Origin of the sequence: Streptomyces sp. NPDC006372, assembly GCF_040612515.1 — a bacterium.
Taxonomy (GTDB): domain Bacteria; phylum Actinomycetota; class Actinomycetes; order Streptomycetales; family Streptomycetaceae; genus Streptomyces.
Window position 1 is genome coordinate 24,619 of record NZ_JBEXQJ010000005.1, and the last position, 20,035, is coordinate 44,653.

Below are 20,035 nucleotides of genomic sequence, written 5' to 3' on the forward strand. Positions count from 1 at the left end.
TGTCGCGTGCGCGGGGGGCGGGAAGGACCGGGGAAGTGACGCAGAGCGGTGTGCGGGAGAACGAGACGCGGCGGAGCGTCCAAGGTGAACCGGGCCCGGACGAGGCGGAGTCGGCGACGCGGACGGAGACGTCCGGCGACGAGGGTGGGCCGGCGAAGAGCGCGAAGACCGGTGCCCCCGACGCGCCGGCTCCGGGCGCGCGGAAACCCGGCCCCGCCCCCGCGCCGGCGAAGGACGCGGGGCCGGACACCGAGGCGGGCGCGCAACCCCCCGGTGACGGCGGTGACCTCCGGAGCGCCGCGGGCCGCCCCCGGCGTCCGCGACGGCTGCTGAGGTGGTCCGCCGCCGTGCTCGCCCTGCTCATACTCGGGACGGCCGGGGCGGGTTACCTCTACTACCGGCATCTCAACGGCAACATCAAGAAGGACGCCCTGAACCTCGGCGACAGCAAGGTCGCCGCTCCGACACCGAACGCCGCCGGTCAGACCCCGCTGAACATCCTGCTCATCGGCTCCGACGCCCGCGACACCGAGGAGAACCAGAAACTCGGCGGCGCCCGCGAGACGTTCGGCGGCACCCCCCTCGCGGACGTCCAGATGCTGCTGCACCTGTCCGCGGACCGCACCAACATGTCGGTCGTCAGCATGCCCCGCGACACCCTGGTGAAGATCCCCAAGTGCACCGACCCGGACGACGGGAAGGTGTACCCGGCGACCCAGGGCCGGCGGATGACCAACCAGAGCCTCGGCCACGGCGGTCCGGGCTGCACCGTGGCCACCTGGCAGGAGCTCACCGGCATCCACATCGACCACTTCGTCATGGTCGACTTCGCGGGCGTGGTGTCCATGGCCGACGCCGTCGGCGGTGTCCCGGTGTGCGTCGACGCCAACATCCACTCCCGCACCTCCGACGGCAAGGGCTCGGGCCTGAAGCTGGAGAAGGGCACCTCCTACATCCAGGGCGAACAGGCCCTGCAGTGGCTGCGCACCCGCTACGGCTTCGACGACGGCAGCGACCTCGCCCGCGCCAAGGCCCAGCACATGTACATGAACGCGATGGTCCGGCAACTGCGCGACAACGCCACCCTGAGCAGCCCGAACAAGCTCCGCAGACTGGCCGAGGAGGCCACCCGGGCCCTGACGGTCGACACCGGCCTCGACACCGTCAAGAAGCTCTACGACCTCAGCGACGAGCTGCGCAAGGTGGAGCCGAAGCGCATCACCATGACCACGATGCCCAACCGGTACGTCGGCGCCCGCGTGGAGCCCACGGACGACGCCGAGCAGCTGTTCCGGCTGGTGCGCGAGGACATCGCGCTGGACGGCAAGGACAAGGCGAAGGAGCGGACCGCGGCGAAGGCCGCCACCGACCCGCCCGCGGCCGACGACGCGATCCCCGTCCAGGTCCGCAACGGCACCCGCACCGACACCCTGGCCGCGGTGCGCGGACGCGCGAGCGTGGTGAGCGGGCTGCTGACGGAGAAGGGCTTCGCCCAGGCCGTCGCCGACACCACCGGCTCATGGCGCGAGGACAGCACCGTCGTCCGCTACCCGAGCGCCGACCTGGAGGGCGACGCCCAGCGGGTCGCCAAGGCGCTGGGGATCCCGCTCGGTTCGGTGAAACGGTCGACGGACGTGTCCGGTGTCACGCTCGTCGTCGGTGCCGACTGGCGCGAGGGCACCGCCTACAAGGCGCCGGAACAGAACGACAGGACCCCGAAGTCGGCCGAGGCGCTCAACGGCGCGGACGACAAGGCCTGCATGCACGTGAACCCGGCGTTCACCTGGTGACGGAGACGAATCCCTCCCGCACCTGAACGGGCCCGCCCCGCTTGGAAACGTACCTGAACGGGCCCTCCCCGCACGGAAACGGGCCCCTCCCGCACGGGGAGGGGCCCGGAAACACGAGCGGCGTGCGTCAGCCGGTGGCCGCGTCCGCGCGGACCGCCGGGCGGCGGCTCGCTATCACCTTGCGGGCGAGCGCGCGCGGACTGGTCAGGAAGCCCCAGCCCCACGACATGTGCATGGTGGCCAGCGCCACGGGGATCTGCAGCCGGGCCTTCAGCGGCAGCCCCTTGCCCGCCGGAAGCGAGCCGAGGACGATCGCCGCGAGATAGCCACCGGGCACCACGAAACCCCACGGCGTCAGCACCGCGCCCACCAGGACCCCGGCCGCGATCGCGCACACGGCGGCCGGCGGGGCGAGGTAGCGCAGGTTGATCGAGCCCTCGTGGAAGCGGGCGACGACGTGCCGCCAGCGGCCGTAGTCCTTGTACTGCTTGGCGAGCGCCTTCACGCTCGGCCGCGGCCGGTACGACACCCGCAGCTCCGGCGAGAACCAGACCAGCCCGCCGGCCTCACGGATGCGGAAGTTCAGCTCCCAGTCCTGGGCGCGGATGAACTCCACGTTGTAGCCGCCCTGCTGCTCCAGCGCCTCGCGCCGGAACACTCCCAGGTAGACGGTGTCGGCCGGGCCCGCCTGCCCACCCGTGTGGAAGGCGGCGTTGCCGACCCCTATCTTCGAGGTCATCGCGGCGGCGACCGCGTGCTCCCAGTCGTTCTCGCCCTCGGCGTGCATGATGCCGCCGACGTTCTGCGCGCCGGTCTCCTCCAGGAGCCGCACGGCGGTGGCGATGTAGTTCTGCGAGAGCATGCCGTGCCCGTCGACGCGGACGACGATCGGGTGCCGGGAGGCGTTGATCGCGGCGTTGAGGGCGGCCGGCGTACGACCGGTCGGGTTCGGGACGGTGTGGACACGCGCGTCTTCTGCCACGAGCTCGGCGGCGATCTCGTCCGTGCGGTCCGTGGACGGACCGAGGGCGATCACGACCTCCATCTCGCCGGCGTACTCCTGCGCGAGGATCGCTTGGACTGCTCCCCGCAGATGCCGCTCCTCGTCGAGGACGGGCATGATCACGGAAACGGCGGGGTGGCGCACGTCGGGATTGGCGTTCATAGGGGGCTCACGTTACCGCGAACGGGGGACACCGATGCGCGCCGCCGGAGCGGTACCGCAGGCCGCAGATCGTATCGGCCTACGGTGTCACGGATCTCACGTACGGCCGCCGTCCGGAGGTATCCCCTTGCCCACGCCGCCGCGATCCCCTCGGACCACCACCGCCCCGCAGCGCCGCCCGCAGCCCTCCCCCGGCCGTGCCCCGCGCAGGGCCGCGCGCAGGGCCGCGCCGTCCGCACGGGCCCGGAAGCCGCGCTGGGGTCTGCGGGTGGTCACCACGCTGTCCGTGGTGGTCCTGGCCTCCGCCGGTATCGGGCACGCGGTGATGACCAGCCTGGAGGCGGACATCGTCCGGGTCGACCCCTTCAAGGACATGAAGAACCGGCCCGAGGCGGGCCACGGCATGAACGTCCTGCTCGTGGGCACCGACGGCCGCGACAAGATCGGCGCCGAGGAGCGGCGGAAGTACCGGCTCGGCGGCGCACCCTGCCACTGCACCGACACGATGATGATCGTGCACATCTCGGAGGACCGGGAGCGGGCGAGCGTGGTCAGCCTGCCGCGCGACTCGTACGCGGTGACGCCCCCGCACGTCGACCGTACGACGGGCGCACGGCACGGGGGGCATCCGGTCAAGCTGAACGCGGCGTACGCGGAGGGCGGGCCGCAGCTGACCGTGCGGACGGTCGAGAGCATGACGAAGGTGAAGATCGACCACTATCTGGAGGTCGACTTCACCAGCTTCATGAAGACCGTCGACGTGGTCGGGGGCGTGCGGATCTGCACCGCCGACCCCCTGAAGGACAGCTACACCGGCCTGGACCTGCCGGCCGGGCAGCACACGCTGGAGGGCGGGCAGGCACTGCAGTACGTACGGGCCCGGCATGTCGACGGAGCCTCCGACCTGGGCCGGATGAGACGCCAGCAGCGTTTCATGGCGGCGCTCGTGGACCGGGTCACCTCCTCCGGGATCATGCTGAACCCGATGAAGTTCCGGGACGTGACCCGGGCGGTGCTCGGCTCGGTGCGGGCCGACAAGGGCTTCGGCACGGACGAGATGCTGGACCTGGGCCGGGCCATGCGGAACTTCTCCCCGTCCTCCTCCGAGTTCACCACCGTCCCCGTCGGGGGGGTGGGGTACGTGGTGGAGGGTGTCGGTTCGACGCTGAAGTGGGACCCCGTGAAGGCGGAGCGCCTCTTCCACGCCCTGCGCCAGGACCAGCCGCTCTCCCCGAACCGGCCGCGTGGCGCGGTCCCGCTGGTCCCGGTCGCTCCGCAGCGGATCCACGTCCAGGTGGAGAACGGCACGAGCACGCCCGGCCTCGGCCGCCGGGTGGACGCGGCGCTCGCGGCGGCGGGCTTCCTCACGACCCGCACCCCCGTGACTCACGCCACCGACGATGTGAAGCGCACGGTCGTCGCCTACGACCCCCGCTGGGACCGCTCGGCCAAGTCCCTCGCGACGGCCCTGCCGGGCAGCGAGCTCCGCCAGGTCCCGGGCCTGGGCCCCACCCTCAAGGTCATCGCGGGCACCGACTTCGCACGCGTGCGCACGGTGCGGGCGGAGGATCCGGGGCAGGGCGGGGACGGGGTGGTCCGGGGCGACGAGGTGGCGTGCTCGTAGCGCGTCGGCGGGTCAGTCCTCGTACCCCTCCGCCGCCCGCTTCTCCCGCAGGTCCATGATCGCGCGGCGGCGGGCCAGGCGGTGGGTGCGGCGGATCTGGGCCTCCTGGTAGCGGCGCTTGTCGCGTTCGGTCTCCGGGACGACCGGCGGGACCCGGCGGGGCTTGCCGTCGGCGTCGACGGCCGCGAAGACGAGGTAGGCGGAACCGACCTGGGTGGGCGGGGCGGACTCGTTCCAGCGCTCGGCCAGGACCCGGACCCCGACCTCCATGGACGTCCGGCCGGTCCAGTTGACCTGCGCCTTGACGTGCACGAGGTCACCGACGCGGACCGGCTCCAGGAAGGCCATCTCATCCATGGAGGCGGTGACGGCCGGCCCGCCGGAGTGCCGCCCGGCCACGGCCCCCGCCGCGTCGTCGACCAGCTTCATGATCACCCCGCCGTGCACCGTCCCCAGAAGGTTCGTGTCGTTGTGGGTCATGATGTGGCTGAGGGTGGTTCGGGAGGCTGATGTCGCCTTGCCAGGAATGTCCGAGGTGTCGGAATCCGCAGCTGAGGCCTGGTCTGTCATGGCCCCTACCCTATGCCGAGCTGACATGAGGGGGTTTTGTGTCAGCTTCGCCACAGCCGTGCTCTGATTTTCCGACGACCCTTGTATGGCGCACTACGGGGACCTGCACACTGGGCCGCATGAATGATTGGCCCGAGGGATGGTCCGGCGACAACCGCGGCGGCCGGTACGGACGCGGCAGCTCGAGCTCGCAGCCCGAGAGCGCCCGTGTCATGCGGCAGGTCCGCCGCGGTCCGGCGGCGTCGCCCGGGCAGGCCGGCTACGGCGGTGCCCCGCAGTACGCCGGCGGAGTACCGCAGCAGCCGTCGTACGTCGACGGCGGATACGCCGAGCCGCCGTCGGGCGGCTACGACAGCGGCTACAACACCGGCCAGGTCTACGGCTCCCCCGGCGGCAGAGGCCCCGGCGGTCCGGGCGACGGCATGTACGAGCCGCGCCCCGCGCCGAACTGGCGCCGCCGTATCAAGGTGACGGTCATCACGCTGGTGACGGTGCTGGTCGTGACGAGCGTCGCCACGTACTTCTGGGCCGACTCCAAGCTCAACCGCGACGTCGACCTCTCGAAGGTCATCGACCGGCCGGAGGCGGGAGAGGGCACCAACTATCTGATCGTCGGCTCCGACAGCCGCGCGGGCATGTCGGCCGAGGAGAAGAAGAAGCTGCACACCGGGTCCGCCGAGGGCAAGCGCACGGACTCGATGATGATCCTGCACACCGGCGGCGGCGCCCCGACGCTGATCTCGCTGCCGCGTGACTCGAACGTCACGATCCCGTCGTACAAGGGCTCCGACTCCGGCAAGCTCTACCCGGCCACGGGCCGCCAGACGAAGCTGAACGCGGCCTACGCCGAGGACGGCCCGGAACTGCTGGTGCGCACGGTGGAGTCCAACACGGGCCTGCACATCGACCACTACGTGGAGATCGGCTTCGGCGGCTTCGCGAACATCGTGGACGCGGTCGGCGGGGTCGAGATGGACATCCCGCAGGACATCAAGGACACCAAGTCCGGCGCGGACTTCAAGAAGGGCAAGCAGACCCTCAACGGCGAGCAGGCCCTCGCCTTCGTCCGCACCCGCTACGCGCTCGCCGGCTCCGACCTGGACCGTACGAAGAACCAGCAGAAGTTCCTCTCGGCACTCGCCAACCAGGTCGCCACCCCGAGCACGGTCCTGAACCCCTTCAAGCTCTACCCGACCATGGGCGCGGGCCTGGACTCCCTCGTGGTCGACAAGGACATGGGCCTGTTCGACCTGGCCGACATGTTCTGGGCGATGAAGGGTGTCAGCGGCGGCGAGGGCAAGTCGATGAACATGCCGATCGCGGGCAACAGCGCGAACGGCAACCTCCAGTGGGACTCCGCGAAGGTGAAGACCCTGGTGAACGAGCTGAAGAACGACGACACGGTCACCGTCTCGGGCAAGTGAGCACCGGACACCGGAAAAAGGGGGCACCCCGTGGGGTGCCCCCTTCGCCGTGAGCCGGTCGGTGTGAGCCGGTGCTCACATCGTGGCGGCCGACATCGAGCGGCACGACTCGGCGCAGCGGCGACACGCCTCGGCGCAGCGCATCATCTGGGTGTCGTCCGGCATGGACATACACGCCTCGGCACACATGTCACAGGCGCGGGCGCACATCGCGCACATGTCGGCGGACAGCGGCGAGCGGCGCATCATCATGTCGGCGCACAGACGCGTCATCTCGGCGCAGTCCATGACGGCACGCATGATCTGCATCTGGGCCGGGCCGCCCATCTGCAGGCAGGAGCTCATGGTCTCCTCGCACACGCCGTGGCAGGTCATGCACGCCTGGACGCAGTCCTGCATCTCCTTGCTCAGCGGGGCCGTGGTGGCGGGCTGCTGGGTCATGGCTTCCTCCCGGGGAGACGGCGAGGGCCGGGGCCGGCCCCCGTGTCTTCCGTCCTACGCCTGCCCGGTCCCGTCCGCCACGGGGCGGAAGGAATCAATCCGCTCGGCGGACGCGGGGTTGGACACCACGGCGAAACGCGGATCGCCCTCCTGGCCGGACGGGCAGGAGGGCGATCGCGCAAGGAGTCGGCCGTTACGGCAGGTTGCGGGCCATGACGATCCGCTGGACCTGGTTCGTGCCTTCGTATATCTGCGTGATCTTGGCGTCACGCATCATGCGCTCCACCGGGTAGTCACGGGTGTAGCCGTACCCGCCGAGCAGCTGGACGGCGTCCGTGGTGGCCTCCATGGCGACGTCCGAGGCGAAGCACTTGGCGGCGGCGCCCAGGTAGGTCAGGTCGGCGTCGCCGCGCTCGGAGGCGGCTGCGGCCTGGTAGGTCAGGGCGCGGGCGGCCGAGATCTTCATGGCCATGTCGGCGAGCATGAACTGGATGCCCTGGAAGTCGGCGATCGGCTTGCCGAACTGCTTGCGCTCCTGGACGTAGCCCTTGGCGTAGTCCAGCGCGCCCTGGGCGATGCCGAGGGCCTGGGCGGCGATGGTGATGCGGGTGTGGTCGAGGGTCTTCATCGCCGTGGCGAAGCCGGTGCCCTCCTCGCCGATCATGCGGTCGGCGGGGATGCGGACGTTGTCGAGGTAGACCTCGCGGGTCGGGGAGCCCTTGATGCCGAGCTTCTTCTCGGGGGCGCCGAAGGAGACGCCCTCGTCGGACTTCTCGACGACGAAGGCGGAGATGCCCTTGGAGCGCTTGGTGGGGTCGGTGACGGCCATCACCGTGTAGTACTCGGACTCGCCGGCGTTGGTGATCCAGCGCTTCACGCCGTTGAGGATCCAGTGGTCGCCGTCACGCACGGCCTTGGTCTTCATGCCGGCGGCGTCGGAGCCGGCGTCCGGCTCGGACAGGCAGTAGGAGAACATGCCGTCGCCCTTGGCGAGCGGGGACATGTACTTCTTCTTCAGCTCCTCGGAGCCGGAGAGGATCACCGGCAGCGAGCCCAGCTTGTTCACCGCGGGGATCAGGGAGGAGGAGGCGCAGACGCGTGCGACCTCCTCGATCACTATGACGGTGGCCAGCGCGTCGGCGCCCGAGCCGCCGAACTCCTCGGGTACGTGCACGGCGTGCAGGTCGTTCGCGACCAGCGCGTCGTGGGCCTCGCGCGGGAAGCGGGCCTCCTCGTCCACGGCGGCGGCGTACGGCGCGATCTTCGCCTCGGCCAGCGAGCGGACGGCGTCACGGAGCATGTCGTGCTCCTCGGACGGGCGGTACAGGTCGAAGTCAGCCGATCCGGCCAAGGTCTCTCACGCTCCAAAACGCTGCGATGCTGACGCTAACTACCGTTAAGTAATCAAAAGTTTATGGGGTCGCCCCCGGGAGTGATACGTGACCTAGACGACAGCCGGAAGTTGCCCCGTGAAGCTCGCTCCCATGCCCCGGCTATGCTCGGGCGCGCACCGCATGCCGTAGACCCCTGGAGTACCCATGGCCCTGAAGATCACCGTGATCGGCACCGGTTATCTCGGCGCGACACACGCGGCGGCCATGGCCGAGCTGGGTTTCGAGGTGCTCGCCCTCGACGTCGTGCCCGAGAAGATCGAGAAGCTGGAGCGCGGCGAGGCCCCGATGTACGAGCCGGGGCTCGACGACCTGCTGCGCCGGCACGTCGCCGGGATCGAGGGCTCCAGCGGCCGGCTGCGCTTCACGCAGGACTGGGCCGAGGTCGGCGCCTTCGGGGACGTGCACTTCGTCTGTGTGAACACTCCGCAGCGGCACGGCGAGTACGCCTGTGACATGTCGTACGTCGACTCGGCGATAGCGTCCCTCGCCCCGCATCTGCACGGCCCGGCCCTGGTGGTCGGCAAGTCGACCGTGCCCGTCGGCTCCGCCGACCGGCTGGCGTCCTACCTGGCCGCGCACGCGCCCGCCGGTGCGGACGCCGAGCTGGCCTGGAACCCGGAGTTCCTGCGCGAGGGCTTCGCGGTGGACGACACGCTGCACCCGGACCGGCTCGTGGTGGGTGTGCGCAGTGAGCGGGCCGAGAAGCTGCTGCGGGAGGTGTACGCGACGCCGATCGCCGAGGGGTCGCCGTTCGTGGTGACGGACTTCCCGACCTCGGAGCTGGTGAAGACCTCCGCGAACTCCTTCCTCGCCACGAAGATCTCGTTCATCAACGCCATGGCGGAGGTGTGCGAGGCCGCGGGCGGTGACGTCGCCAAGCTGGCGGAGGCCATCGGCTACGACGACCGGATCGGGAGGAAGTTCCTGCGGGCCGGGATCGGCTTCGGCGGTGGCTGTCTGCCGAAGGACATCCGGGCGTTCATGGCGCGGGCCGGCGAGCTGGGCGCGGACCAGGCGCTGACGTTCCTGCGGGAGATCGACTCCATCAACATGCGCCAGCGCGGGCAGATGGTGGAGCTGACCCGGCAGGCGCTGGGCGGCGGGCCGTTCCTGGGCAAGCGGGTGGCGGTGCTGGGCGCGACCTTCAAGCCCGACTCGGACGACGTCCGGGACTCCCCCGCGCTGAACGTCGCCGGGCAGATCCACCTCCAGGGCGGCCAGGTGACGGTCTACGACCCGAAGGGCATGGACAACGCCCGCCGTGTCTTCCCGACGCTGGGCTATGCCGACTCGGCGCTGGAGGCCGTGCGCGGGGCCGACATCGTGCTGCATCTGACGGAGTGGCAGGAGTTCCGCGAGCTGGACACCGAGGCCCTCGGCGAGGTCGCGGCGGCCCGGGTCGTCCTCGACGGCCGCAACGCCCTCGACCCGGAGCGCTGGCGCAAGGCCGGCTGGACGTACCGGGCGATGGGGCGGCCGACCGCCTGAGCCAAGGGCCGGGTTGCGGTCGGTCCCTCGAATTCGGCCCGGGTTCCGTGAATTCCTGACGGCTTTGCGGGGGATTCGGGAATTCTCGCGGGATCGGTGAAGGACCGAGCGGAAGCATGGGGATTTCCTGTGCGCATTCCACTGTCGCGCCCGGGCGCGCCCGGGCCGGGCTCGGGGCAGGTCCCCCAAGGGGGCGGTCCCCCCCTCCGGCCTCGGCATACGCCGTCGCCCTCGACCTCATCCATATGAGTTCGAATTTTATTCGAGCAGCGCGCGGAATCGACTCTTCTCACAGGCTCGCCCACCAGGAGAGAGGGCCCGGCAACAATCGATTAACCGACGCGTAGTTGCGCGGAATCCCCCTTCCACTCCACTGGTCGTCATTCGCCACACCTTCCATTGGCTTGACCCGACCATGCCAGGAGTGCCCCATGCCCTTGTTCTCCCCGGCTGAGTGGCCGCGGGATCACCGCGACGAGTTGGTGGCCGGCGCGCTCGTCGGCGCCGTGGTCATCGTGCTGGGTTACGCGTCGGGCATCGGTGCCCCCTCCGCCTCCGGCAGCACGCAGACCGCCGCTCCCCCCGCGGCACCGCCCGCGGCCACCGCGCCGGCGGACCCCACGCCGGCCGCGCCGGGCGGCCCCGGCGTACCGCCTCCGGGCACCGGCGCGGGCCAGATGCCCGTCGGCGACGGCGCGTTGCCCGGATACGGCGGAATCGGCGGCATCGGCGCGGGCCCCGGATACGGCACCGGCGGCACGGGCGGGTCCGGCCATACCGGCCACACGCCCTCCCCGCCCTCCGACACCGGCCCCGGCACCGGCTCCCCCTCCCCCACGCCCACCCCGTCGGGGTCCGCCCCGGCCGACGGCGACACCTGCGAGGACGGCGAGGTCACCCTCGTACAACCGCTCCTCGGCGGGCTCACCGAGCCCGTGTTCGGGCTACTCGACGGCGCAGGCGAGACGCCCTCGCCGCAGCCCTCCCCCTGTGTCGGCCTGGCCCCGGCCGGCAGCCTCCTCGGCGGCATCGCGTCCCCCGGACCGGAGGCGACCCCGTGACCACGACCGTCCGCCGCGCCCTGCTGCTGCTCCTGCTCACCCCGCTCCTCTACGCCCTGGCCGGAGCGCCCCAGGCCGCCTTCGCCCACACCGAGCTGGTCTCCTCCTCCCCGAAGGACGGGGCCGACCTGAAGAAGGCACCCGGCCACCTCACTCTCACCTTCGACGAGGCCGTCGACCTCGACGACATCCGTGTGCTGACGGCGGGCGGCGACCGGCTGCCGGTGTCCCGTGCACCGCGCGGCGGCGCCGACGCCGTGCGGGTCGCGCTCCCCGCCGAGGAGCACGGGAAGCTCGCCGTCACGTGGTCCGTCGTCGACGCCGAGGACGGGCACGCCTCCTCCGGCCGGATCGCCTTCACCATCGGCGCACCGGCCGCCGAGGCGGGCGGCGACGAGGCCGCCCCCGTCCCCGCCCCCTCCCCCTCGCTGCACACGGCCCTGGTCGCCGCCCGCTGGGCCGGCTATCTCGCGCTCGCCCTGTTCGTCGGCGGTCTCGCCTTCGTCGTGCTGCTGTGGCCGCGCGGCGCGGACGAGCCGCGGTCCCGGGCGCTGCTCGTGCTCGCATGGACGGCCGGGCTGCTGGCCACCGTCGCGAGCATCGGCCTCCAGGGCGCCTACAGCACGCTCGGCGGACTGCGGGACGCGCTGCGCCCGGTGACGTACGCCGATCTGCTGGCCACCGAGCCCGGGGTCGTGCTCGCCGCCCGCGCGCTGGTGTGGGTGCTGGCGGCCGTGGTGCTCGGCGCCCTGCTCCAGGGCGGGGCCGGCACCTCCCGCTCCCCGGGCTGGCGGGTGGGCGCCCTCGCGGTGACGTTCGGGCTCCTGCGGACGACCGGCATGACGGGCCACAGCTCCGAGGGCGCCGAGCCCACGTGGGGTGCCGTCGCCGACTTCGTCCATCTGCTCGGCGCCTCGCTGTGGATCGGCGGGCTGGCCGTGCTCGCGCTGGCCGTGCTGCCCCGTCGGCGAGCCCGTGAGCTGGCGGTGGTGGTGCCGGGTTACTCGCGGCTCGCGGCGGTGAGTGTCGCCGGGATCGTCGGCGCCGGGCTGGTCCTCGCCTGGCAGGTGGTGGGGTCGTACGACGCCCTGCTGCACACCTCGTACGGGCATCTCCTCCTGCTGAAGACGGGCGTGCTCGCGGCCGTCCTGCTCGCCGCGCTCGCGAGCCGCCAGTGGGTGCGCACCCGCCTCGATCTCGCCGTGCTGCTGCGCGGCGACGCCGCCACCGTGCGGCCCTTCGGTTACTCGGTCGCGGCCGAGACGGGGCTTGTCCTCGTCGTGCTCGCCGTGACGAGTCTGCTGGTCACGGCCGACCCCGGCCGCTGAACTCCCCAAAGAGCACAAGGAGCACAAGTGAAACGAGAGAACGAGAGCGACGAGACCGGTCAGGGGCGGCGCAGGCCGCCCGCCGGGAACCGGGGTCTGCTGGTCGCCGGGCTCGGTGCGGCGCTGGCCGCCGTGCTCAGTCTCGGGCTGTTGAGCGCGGTCTCCGGTTCGGACGCGGAGCAGGTCACGGGCGCGGCTCAGGCGCCTGTGGCCGCCGCCGAGGCACAGCCCGCCGCCGCCAAGGCCGACTACCAGGTCGACATCATGGGCAACAAGTTCGGCGACGGGAAGGAGCTCGTCGTCGAGGTCGGCCAGACCGTCCAGTGGACCAACCACGACAGCGTGCCGCACACGGTCACCACCACCAAGGCCCCGGTGAAGTTCGACTCGGGGACGCTGGAGAAGGGCGACTCCTGGTCGTACACCTTCACCAAGGCCGGGACGTACGAGTACTACTGCGCGGTGCACCCGGACATGACCGCCTCGGTGAAGGTCGTCGAAGCCGGCGGTGGTGGCGGTGGCGGTGGCGGCGGGTCGACGCCCGCCCCGACGGCGGCTCCCACGGGCACGCCCACGGCCGGTCCCGCCCCCACGCACGCACCGACCACCGCACCCACCACCGGCCCGGCCCCCACGGGCGGCACCGGCTCGGGCGGCTCGGACGGCGGCAGCGACAAGCAGTGCGCCAGCGTGCAGAACGAGCTGCTTCCGATCCTCCAGCACCTCTACATGGCGCACCTGGAGCGGTCACCGGGGCAGCAGGTGCAGGACGCGCTGGCGCTCGACTCGTACCTCAAGACGCACACGGTGTGGGTCGAGAGCATCCTCAAGCCCGCTGTCGCGGACGGCGGCTCGGTGCTCGACGACACGCTCGGTGTGCTGCTGAACCACATCAACAAGGCGCACCTGGAGGAGTCGCCCGGACAGCAGGTCACCGATCTGCTCAACCCGGACAGCTACGTGAAGATGCACACGGTCTGGGCCGGGCAGATGCTCAAGCCCACGACGGACTTCCTCACCAGCAACTGCTGACGCCGTCCGCGACAGCAGGAGGGCGCCGCTCCGGCCGGGGCTCAGCCGGCCGGAGCGGCGCCCGCTCCATTCTCCACACCCTCACCACGCTTCGGGAACCGCCTTTCAAGGAGACCGGGATGACGACCGTCACCCTGCCCACCGTCCCTCCCCCGCCACCGTCGCTCGACGGCGCCGGCCGCCGGCTGCCGCTGCCCGGCCGGTACGCCGTGGCCCCCGGCCGCTCGCTCACCGAACTCACCGCCTGGTGCGGACCGCTGCCGGTGCTGCGCCGCCGCGTCAGGCTCGGCGAGGCGTCCCTCACCGTGCCGGAGGACGCCGAAAACCCTTCGTTCCGCTACGCGTTCGACGACCGCCGGCTCCGCGCCGTGCTCACCTCGGAGCAGGTCGACGAGGTCCACGGCCGTCTCCAGCTCACCGGCGAGCTCGACCTGGACGGCACCGCCTTCCCCGTCCTGATGCGGCTGCGGGTGGTCGAGCGGGCCGACGACCGGCTGCTGGTCGTCGGCCACGCCCGGCTGCCGTACCGGCTGCTGCGCCGCGCCACAGGGTTCCGGCTGCCGTGGCACCGGCCGGCCACCCGGCTGCGGCTGCTCGTCGCGGCGGAGTTCGCATGAGGGCGGCCCGGCGGACGGCCCGGGGTGCCGCCGTGTCCGCCGTCCTCACGCTCCTCGCCCTGCCGCTGCTGCCGGCCGGGCAGGCGTCGGCAGCCTCGTACAGCGTGACGATGAGGGGATACGCCTTCTCGCCCGCGCGTCTGAGCGTCCCGGTCGGGTCCACGGTGACCTGGACCAACCAGGACATGGCGCCGCACGACGTGAAGACCACCTCGGGCCCGGTCTCGATCCACTCCCCGATGCTCGACAAGGGGCAGAGCTGGAGCTTCACGTTCACCACGGCCGGGTCGTACGGCTACGTCTGCACCGTCCACCCGAACATGACGGCCGGGATCACGGTTCGAGCGGCGGCACCGGCGACGACGGCGGCACCGACGGCACACGAGCACACCGGCTCCTCCTCGGGACACCGGCCGACCGCGCCGAGCCGGACCACGCCGGGCGGCGGGACGCCGACGATGCGCATGCCGTCCTCGTCGCCGTCCTCCACCGCATCCGCCTCGTCCACCGCCTCCGCGGCGGCCGCGGGGCAGTCACCGCCGGCGTCCCCGTCGTCCCCGGCCGCACAGGCCGCACAGCAGCCGCAGGCCCAGACGGCGGCCTCAGCCACCCGCCCACTCGACCCGCTGCTCATGCTGACCGGCGTCGTCGCCGGTGTCGCGGTGCTGTGCCTGCTCCTGGTCGGCTCGCGGGCATCGGCTCCCGGGGCGCCCCGGTCACCCGGGGAGGAGAAGGCGTAGGCCAGCCCCTTCGAGCAGGTCAGCCCTTCGCCCGGTAGCGGCGCATCTTCGCCCGGGCCCCGCACACCTGCATCGAGCACCAGCGGCCCCGGCCGGCCGGGCTGCGGTCGTAGTACGCCCAGAGGCAGTCGGCGGCCTCGCAGGCCTTGAGCCTGCTCCAGGTGCCGGCGACCAGGGCCTCGGCGACGGCGGCGGCGACACGGGAGAGCAGGGGGCTCTCGTCGGCCGGGGCGAGGGCCGCCGAGCCGTCGCGCCGGTCGACCGCCACCAGCAGCGGCGCCCCGGCCAGCAGGTCGCCCAGCGGGGTCACCTCGCGGTGCGGCGGGTGGCCCGCGTGGGCGAGCAGGACCACGCGCAGGGACTCACGCAGGGCCCGGGCGTCCTCCACCTCGTCCCGCGTGATGGCGAAGCGCGCCCGGCCCTCCGCGGTGTCCAGCGAGTCGGCGCCCGACTCGATGTCCAGCGTGTTCACCAGGGCCTCGACCAGGGCCAGGCCGCCGGGCGCGGGCGATCTCTCCGTCATGGCTGGACCGTACCTCTCGCGCATTCCCTTGCGAGGTTACCGCCTATGGGGGAGCATGCAGTAACGGTTACCGGTTACCCGTATCTAAAGGTAACAGCGACTTCGAGGAGGAAGTCATGGCTCTCGCCAAGCTGGGTGTCGTCGTCCTGGACTGCCCCGACCCGCACGCGCTGGCCGCTTTCTACGCCGAGGTGCTCGGCGGCACCCCGGCGGTGGCGAGCGACGGGGAGGACGAGTGGGTCGACCTGAAGGTGCCGGGCGGCACACCGCTGGCCTTCCAGGCCTCGCCCGGGTACGTGGCACCGCAGTGGCCGTCCGCCGACGGCTCGCAGCAGTTCCACCTCGACCTGGACGTGGAGGACCTGGACGCGGCCGAGAAGGGCGTACTGGCGCTCGGCGCGAAGCCGCTGGACACGGAGGACCGGAGTCGGACCTTCCGGGTTTATGCCGACCCGGCCGGGCACCCGTTCTGCCTCTGCGCCGGATGACGTCTGGAGGCCCCATGTCCGCAGTGGCACGTTTCCGTTCCGTGGTCGTCGACTGCCCCGATCCGCGCGAACTGGCCCGCTTCTACGCGCAGGTCGGAGGCGGCACCCCCGAGGACGACGATCCCGACTGGGTGGTGCTGCGGATCCCCGGCGGCCCCCGGCTCGCCTTCCAGCGCTCGCCCGGCCTCACCCCGCCGGAGTGGCCCCGGTCCGACCGCAACGCCCAGCAGTTCCACCTGGACTTCGACGGCGGCTCGACCTGGGAGGAGATCGACGCGGCCGAGGAGCGGGTGCTGGCGCTGGGCGCGCGGGTGCTGGACAAGGAGGACTACGGGAAGAAGGACTTCCGGGTCTACGCGGACCCCGCGGGGCATCCGTTCTGCCTGTGCCGGATCGAGCACGGCTGATCCGGCCGGGCGGGCCGGTCGGTCACCCGTCCAGCTCCGAGATCCTCGCCCCTGACGGTGCGCGCCGCTGCCTCGCGGCGCGGGCCGTGAAGTCGGTGCCACGCAGCAGGCGCTGGACGTTGCCCCAGGTCAGGAGGGCCACATCGGCCTCCTCCCAGCCGCGCCGCAGCAGCTCGGCGATGAGCCGCGGGTAGCAGGAGATGTCGCCGAGTTCCTGCGGGTGGGCCGACCCGGCGTCATAGGTACCGGCCAGGCCCACGCACTGCGCTCCGGCCACGGCACGGATGTGATCGAGGTGGTCGGCGACGTCGCGGACGGTCGGGCCGGTCTGCTCGGCGGTCAGCGGCACCAGGCACAGCCCCTTGGCCGCGCCCAGCTCCGCCAGCAGCTCGTCGGGCAGGTTGACCGGGTGGGGCCGGATGGCGCGGGCGGCGGAGCGGCTGCACAGCACGGGCGCCCGGGAGAGGCTCAGGACACGGTGGATGGTCTGCGCGGACGCACCGGAGAGGTCCGCGATCACACCGAGCCGGTTCATCTCGCGCACGACCTCCTCGCCGAACCGGGTCAGCCCCGCCTCGCTCGCCCAGGAGACACCGGTCAGCGTCAGGGCCCGCAGGCCGAGGAGGTGCAGCTGGCGCAGGATGCCCAGCGAGTCGCCGATGGCCGGGGCTCCGGCGGGGCCGAGGAGCACGGCGACCCGGCCGCAGTTGCGCGCGTCCGCGACCTGCCCGGCCGTGGTTGCGAGCCGCAGCCCGTCGTCGCAGGTCAGGGCGGCGGTCTTGGCCCGGTCCAGCTGCTCCAGGGTGGCGCCGACGGCCCGGTCGCCGTCGAAGCCCTCGGGCAGGTGCAGCGACCAGAACAGCGCCCCCACATGCCCGCCGCGCAGTCGGGGCACGTCCGTGCCGACGGTGCCCTCGCCGAGCTCCAGGTCGTAGCAGGACAGGCGTTTGAGGGCCCAGGGCAGTCCGTTGTAGCCGTCGGCGACGGGGTGGGCGGCGAGGATGGCGTGGGCCCGGACCAAGGGTGCGTCGTCCGGGTCGGAGACCGGCTCGTAGGACTCGGCCGTGATGGCGCCGGCGTCGGGGTACGGTTCGGCCAGATCGTCGAGATCGCCGGCTGTGGCGCTGGGGCGCAGGTCGTTCTGGAGGTCTGCCATGGGGGCTCCGTACGGTCCTCGTGCAGTACGGTCACCGTCGCACGGAGCGTGGGGCCGCTCCTGGTGAGCGGGGCGTTCGGAGTACGGCGGAGGGTGCCCTCAGGGCAGCCGGGCCGCCTCGATCACCTCGTCCAGGGTGTCCCGGGAGCGCACCAGGTCGGCGATCATCCGGTCGATGCGGACGCGCTCGGCGGTGAGTTCGGCGACCAGGCGGGGCGTGGCGCGGGCGGAGGGCTTGCCGTCGGTGTCCCGCATGCACGGCAGCAGCTGAACGATCTTCTCGCTGCACAGTCCCGCCGCGAACAGTTCCTGGATCCGGATGACCCGGTCCACGGCCGCCTCCGGGTACTCCCGGTGCCCGCCGGGGGTCCGCTCGGCGGAGAGCATCCCCTGCTGCTCGTAGTAGCGCAGCGACCGCTCGCTCACGTTGGTGCGCCGGGCCAGTTCACCGATCCGCACGTGCCCCTCCCGGACTTGATTCTGACATCAGTGTCAGGTTCTAGCGTACGGGCATGACGCAGCACACGACAGCACTCTTCGAACCGGCTCGTCTCCCCGGGCTGGACCTGCCCAACCATCTGGTGATGGCCCCGCTGACCCGCAACCGGGCCGCCGAGGACGGCACCCCGACCCCGCTCATGGCCACCTACTACGCCCAGCGCGCCTCCGCCGGGCTGATCATCGCCGAGGCCGCGACCCCGAACGCGGTCGGGCAGACGTACCCGAACATCACCGCCGTCCACGCCCCGTCGCACGTGGCCGGCTGGCGGCAGGTGACGGACGCGGTGCGGGAGGCGGGTGGACGGATGTTCCTCCAGCTCCAGCACGGCGGCCGGGTCGGACATCCCGCGACCAGCGGGCTGACGCCGGTCGCGCCCTCGCCCGTGCCACTGCCCGAGACGATCTTCACGCCGGACGGTCACCGGCCCTCCGTGGTCCCGAGGGAGATGACGGCCGAGGACATCCGCACCACCGTCGCCGACTTCGCACGGGCGGCCCGCAACGCGCTGGACGCCGGGTTCGAAGGAGTGGAGGTGCATTCCGCCAACGGCCATCTCCTGCACCAGTTCCTGTCCCGCAACACCAACCTCCGCACCGACGGCTACGGCGGGCCGGTCGCCGCGCGGATCCGGTTCACGGCCGAGGTGACCGAGGCCGTGGCCGCGGAGATCGGGGCCGAGCGGGTCGGCCTGAGGGTCTCCCCCGGCAGCACCGTCAACGGCATCGCGGAGGGCGAGACGGACGAGATCTACCCGGCGCTCGTCGAGCGGCTCGGCGGGCTGGGGCTTTCGTATCTGCACCTGGTGCGCGCCGACCCGGACACGGCCGTGTACCGGAAGGTGCGTGCCGGATGGCCCGGGGTGATCATCGCCAATCCCGTGCTGGAGGAGGTCACCACGGAGGCCGTGCACCGCGCGTCGGAGCGGCTGCTGGCCGCCGGGGCCGACCTGATCGCGCTCGGCCGGCCCTTCCTCGCCAATCCCGACCTGGTGACGCGGCTGCGGCTCGGGGCGCCGCTCAACGAGATGCGCGACCGGTACTTCATGTACGTGGGCGGGGCGGCCGGCTACACCGACTACCCCGCCCTCGACGCTCAGCCGGCGGACGGGTCGAACGACTCGATCGTGGCGTTGGACGGCGACCGGGTCGCCTGAAGCCCCCGCGCCACCTCCTCCGCCGCGTCCAGCACCCGGACCGCGTTCTTCCAGGTCAGTTTGGCCAGATCGGCCTTCGACCAGCCGCGGTCCAGCAGCTCCGCGAGGAGGTTCGGGTAGCCGGAGACGTCGTCGAGGCCGTCGGGGGTGAAGGCCGTGCCGTCGTAGTCGCCGCCGATGCCGAGGTGGTCGATACCCGCCGCCTCGCGCATGTGGTCCAGGTGGTCGGCGACCGTCGACACCGTCGCGACCGGGCGCGGGTGCCGCTCCTCGAAGGCGCGGTGCACCTTCATGGCCTCCGGCGTCGTGTCGAGGTGGTGGAAGCCGTGGGCGCGCATGTTCTCGTCGGCCGCGGCCGTCCAGTCCACGGCCGCCTGGAGCACGAACTTCGGCACGAACGTCACCATCGCGACACCGCCGTTGGCGGGCAGGCGCTCCAGCACGTCGTCCGGGATGTTGCGCGGGTGGTCGCACACGGCCCGCGCCGAGGAGTGCGAGAAGACCACCGGGGCGGTGCTCGTGTCGAGCGCGTCCCGCATGGTCGTCGCGGCCACGTGGGAGAGGTCGACGAGCATGCCGAGCCGGTTCATCTCCCGGACGACCTCACGGCCGAACGCGGTCAGGCCGCCGGCCCTCGGCTCGTCGGTCGCGGAGTCCGCCCAGTCCACGTTGTCGTTGTGGGTGAGCGTGAGATAGCGCACGCCCAGCCCGTACAGACCGCGCAGGGTGCCCAGGGAGTTGGCGATGGAATGGCCGCCCTCCGCGCCCATCAGGGAGGCGATCCGGCCCTCCCGGCGCGCGGCCTCCATGTCGGCGGCCGTCAGCGCGGGCCGCAGGTCCTGCCCGTACCGGGCGAGCAACTGCCCGACGCAGTCGATCTGTTCGAGGGTGGCCGCGACCGGGTCGGGCGAGTCCGTGCGGACGTAGACCGACCAGTACTGCGCACCGACGCCGCCGGCGCGCAGCCGCGGGATGTCGGTGTGCAGGTGTGCGCTCTGGTCGGCGGCGACGTCACGGGCGTCGAGGTCGTAGCGGACCTGTTCGCGCAGGGCCCAGGGCAGGTCGTTGTGCCCGTCGGCGACCGGGAACTCGCGCAGGAGTTCCCGGACTGCCTCCAGGGAGGTCATCGTCG

The 20,035-nt window shown here is 72.1% G+C and carries 21 protein-coding genes; 12 read left to right on the forward strand and 9 right to left on the reverse strand.

Annotated features, from left to right (window positions below; translation table 11 throughout):
• Positions 1 to 35 precede the first annotated feature (35 nt).
• On the forward strand, positions 36 to 1,790 hold the full coding sequence (locus ABZ016_RS11535; RefSeq protein WP_356916357.1) for an LCP family protein: 1,755 nt from the start codon (positions 36 to 38) through the stop codon (positions 1,788 to 1,790).
• A gap of 127 nt (positions 1,791 to 1,917) precedes the next feature.
• On the opposite strand, the gene ABZ016_RS11540 is transcribed toward ABZ016_RS11535, so the two are convergent.
• Together ABZ016_RS11540 and ABZ016_RS11545 are read right to left on the reverse strand one after the other, a co-directional pair.
• Positions 1,918 to 2,955, reverse strand: a complete 1,038-nt coding sequence (locus ABZ016_RS11540) for a glycosyltransferase family 2 protein (RefSeq protein ID WP_356916358.1) — start codon at positions 2,953 to 2,955, stop codon at positions 1,918 to 1,920.
• Between the two features lie 96 nt (positions 2,956 to 3,051).
• The gene (locus tag ABZ016_RS11545; RefSeq protein ID WP_356916590.1) at positions 3,052 to 3,231 is read right to left on the reverse strand and encodes a hypothetical protein; all 180 of its coding nucleotides are present in this window, start codon (positions 3,229 to 3,231) and stop codon (positions 3,052 to 3,054) included.
• Here ABZ016_RS11545 and ABZ016_RS11550 point away from each other — a divergent pair.
• Complete coding sequence (locus tag ABZ016_RS11550; RefSeq protein ID WP_356916578.1) at positions 3,218 to 4,579, forward strand: LCP family protein; 1,362 nt, start codon at positions 3,218 to 3,220, stop codon at positions 4,577 to 4,579. The two genes, ABZ016_RS11545 and ABZ016_RS11550, sit on opposite strands and share 14 nt — an antisense overlap.
• Positions 4,580 to 4,591: 12 nt before the next feature.
• On the opposite strand, the gene ABZ016_RS11555 is transcribed toward ABZ016_RS11550, so the two are convergent.
• Entirely contained in the window at positions 4,592 to 5,149 is a 558-nt protein-coding gene (locus tag ABZ016_RS11555; protein ID WP_356916359.1) for an acyl-CoA thioesterase, read from the reverse strand.
• A gap of 119 nt (positions 5,150 to 5,268) precedes the next feature.
• Between ABZ016_RS11555 and ABZ016_RS11560 the strand changes: the two genes are divergently transcribed.
• Positions 5,269 to 6,573: an LCP family protein gene (locus tag ABZ016_RS11560; RefSeq protein ID WP_356916360.1), complete on the forward strand. Its 1,305-nt coding sequence runs from the start codon at positions 5,269 to 5,271 to the stop codon at positions 6,571 to 6,573.
• A 75-nt stretch (positions 6,574 to 6,648) separates the two neighbouring features.
• Here ABZ016_RS11560 and ABZ016_RS11565 read toward each other — a convergent pair whose 3' ends face one another.
• Together ABZ016_RS11565 and ABZ016_RS11570 are read right to left on the reverse strand one after the other, a co-directional pair.
• Positions 6,649 to 7,014: a four-helix bundle copper-binding protein gene (locus tag ABZ016_RS11565; protein ID WP_356916361.1), complete on the reverse strand. Its 366-nt coding sequence runs from the start codon at positions 7,012 to 7,014 to the stop codon at positions 6,649 to 6,651.
• A gap of 193 nt (positions 7,015 to 7,207) precedes the next feature.
• Positions 7,208 to 8,365 (reverse strand): acyl-CoA dehydrogenase family protein, encoded by a 1,158-nt coding sequence (locus ABZ016_RS11570; RefSeq protein WP_356916362.1) that lies wholly within the window; start codon positions 8,363 to 8,365, stop codon positions 7,208 to 7,210.
• 187 nt (positions 8,366 to 8,552) lie between these two features.
• On the opposite strand from ABZ016_RS11570, the gene ABZ016_RS11575 reads away from it, so the two are divergent.
• The 6 genes from ABZ016_RS11575 to ABZ016_RS11600 all read left to right on the forward strand — a co-directional run bounded on the left by ABZ016_RS11575 (position 8,553) and on the right by ABZ016_RS11600 (position 14,674).
• A complete protein-coding gene (locus ABZ016_RS11575; RefSeq protein WP_356916363.1) occupies positions 8,553 to 9,896 on the forward strand; it encodes a UDP-glucose/GDP-mannose dehydrogenase family protein in 1,344 nt (447 codons plus the stop codon).
• A 431-nt stretch (positions 9,897 to 10,327) separates the two neighbouring features.
• Positions 10,328 to 10,957, forward strand: coding sequence for a hypothetical protein (locus ABZ016_RS11580; protein WP_356916364.1), 630 nt, complete (start codon positions 10,328 to 10,330; stop codon positions 10,955 to 10,957).
• Positions 10,954 to 12,285, forward strand: a complete 1,332-nt coding sequence (locus tag ABZ016_RS11585; protein WP_356916365.1) for a copper resistance protein CopC — start codon at positions 10,954 to 10,956, stop codon at positions 12,283 to 12,285. The genes ABZ016_RS11580 and ABZ016_RS11585 overlap by 4 nt, the downstream gene beginning before the upstream one ends.
• A 27-nt stretch (positions 12,286 to 12,312) precedes the next feature.
• A complete protein-coding gene (locus ABZ016_RS11590; RefSeq protein ID WP_356916366.1) occupies positions 12,313 to 13,317 on the forward strand; it encodes a cupredoxin family copper-binding protein in 1,005 nt (334 codons plus the stop codon).
• A gap of 119 nt (positions 13,318 to 13,436) precedes the next feature.
• The gene (locus ABZ016_RS11595; protein ID WP_356916367.1) at positions 13,437 to 13,934 is read left to right on the forward strand and encodes a hypothetical protein; all 498 of its coding nucleotides are present in this window, start codon (positions 13,437 to 13,439) and stop codon (positions 13,932 to 13,934) included.
• Positions 13,931 to 14,674 carry a cupredoxin family copper-binding protein gene (locus ABZ016_RS11600; protein WP_356916368.1) on the forward strand — a complete coding sequence of 248 codons (744 nt, stop codon included), beginning with the start codon at positions 13,931 to 13,933 and terminating at the stop codon, positions 14,672 to 14,674. The genes ABZ016_RS11595 and ABZ016_RS11600 overlap by 4 nt, the downstream gene beginning before the upstream one ends.
• A gap of 19 nt (positions 14,675 to 14,693) precedes the next feature.
• Here ABZ016_RS11600 and ABZ016_RS11605 read toward each other — a convergent pair whose 3' ends face one another.
• Entirely contained in the window at positions 14,694 to 15,197 is a 504-nt protein-coding gene (locus ABZ016_RS11605; RefSeq protein ID WP_356916369.1) for a CGNR zinc finger domain-containing protein, read from the reverse strand.
• A gap of 116 nt (positions 15,198 to 15,313) precedes the next feature.
• Here ABZ016_RS11605 and ABZ016_RS11610 point away from each other — a divergent pair, with 116 nt between their 5' ends.
• Both ABZ016_RS11610 and ABZ016_RS11615 read left to right on the forward strand, forming a co-directional pair.
• Entirely contained in the window at positions 15,314 to 15,685 is a 372-nt protein-coding gene (locus tag ABZ016_RS11610) for a VOC family protein (protein WP_356916370.1), read from the forward strand.
• 14 nt (positions 15,686 to 15,699) lie between these two features.
• A complete protein-coding gene (locus ABZ016_RS11615; protein WP_356916371.1) occupies positions 15,700 to 16,092 on the forward strand; it encodes a VOC family protein in 393 nt (130 codons plus the stop codon).
• 22 nt (positions 16,093 to 16,114) lie between these two features.
• On the opposite strand, the gene ABZ016_RS11620 is transcribed toward ABZ016_RS11615, so the two are convergent.
• Both ABZ016_RS11620 and ABZ016_RS11625 read right to left on the reverse strand, forming a co-directional pair.
• The gene (locus ABZ016_RS11620; protein WP_356916372.1) at positions 16,115 to 17,248 is read right to left on the reverse strand and encodes a dipeptidase; all 1,134 of its coding nucleotides are present in this window, start codon (positions 17,246 to 17,248) and stop codon (positions 16,115 to 16,117) included.
• Between the two features lie 99 nt (positions 17,249 to 17,347).
• Positions 17,348 to 17,707 (reverse strand): MerR family transcriptional regulator, encoded by a 360-nt coding sequence (locus ABZ016_RS11625; RefSeq protein WP_356916373.1) that lies wholly within the window; start codon positions 17,705 to 17,707, stop codon positions 17,348 to 17,350.
• Between the two features lie 53 nt (positions 17,708 to 17,760).
• Here ABZ016_RS11625 and ABZ016_RS11630 point away from each other — a divergent pair, with 53 nt between their 5' ends.
• Positions 17,761 to 18,903 carry an alkene reductase gene (locus ABZ016_RS11630; RefSeq protein WP_356916374.1) on the forward strand — a complete coding sequence of 381 codons (1,143 nt, stop codon included), beginning with the start codon at positions 17,761 to 17,763 and terminating at the stop codon, positions 18,901 to 18,903.
• Here the strand turns inward: ABZ016_RS11630 and ABZ016_RS11635 are convergent.
• On the reverse strand, positions 18,843 to 20,030 hold the full coding sequence (locus ABZ016_RS11635; RefSeq protein ID WP_356916375.1) for a dipeptidase: 1,188 nt from the start codon (positions 20,028 to 20,030) through the stop codon (positions 18,843 to 18,845). The genes ABZ016_RS11630 and ABZ016_RS11635 overlap by 61 nt on opposite strands.
• Positions 20,031 to 20,035: the final 5 nt, after the last annotated feature.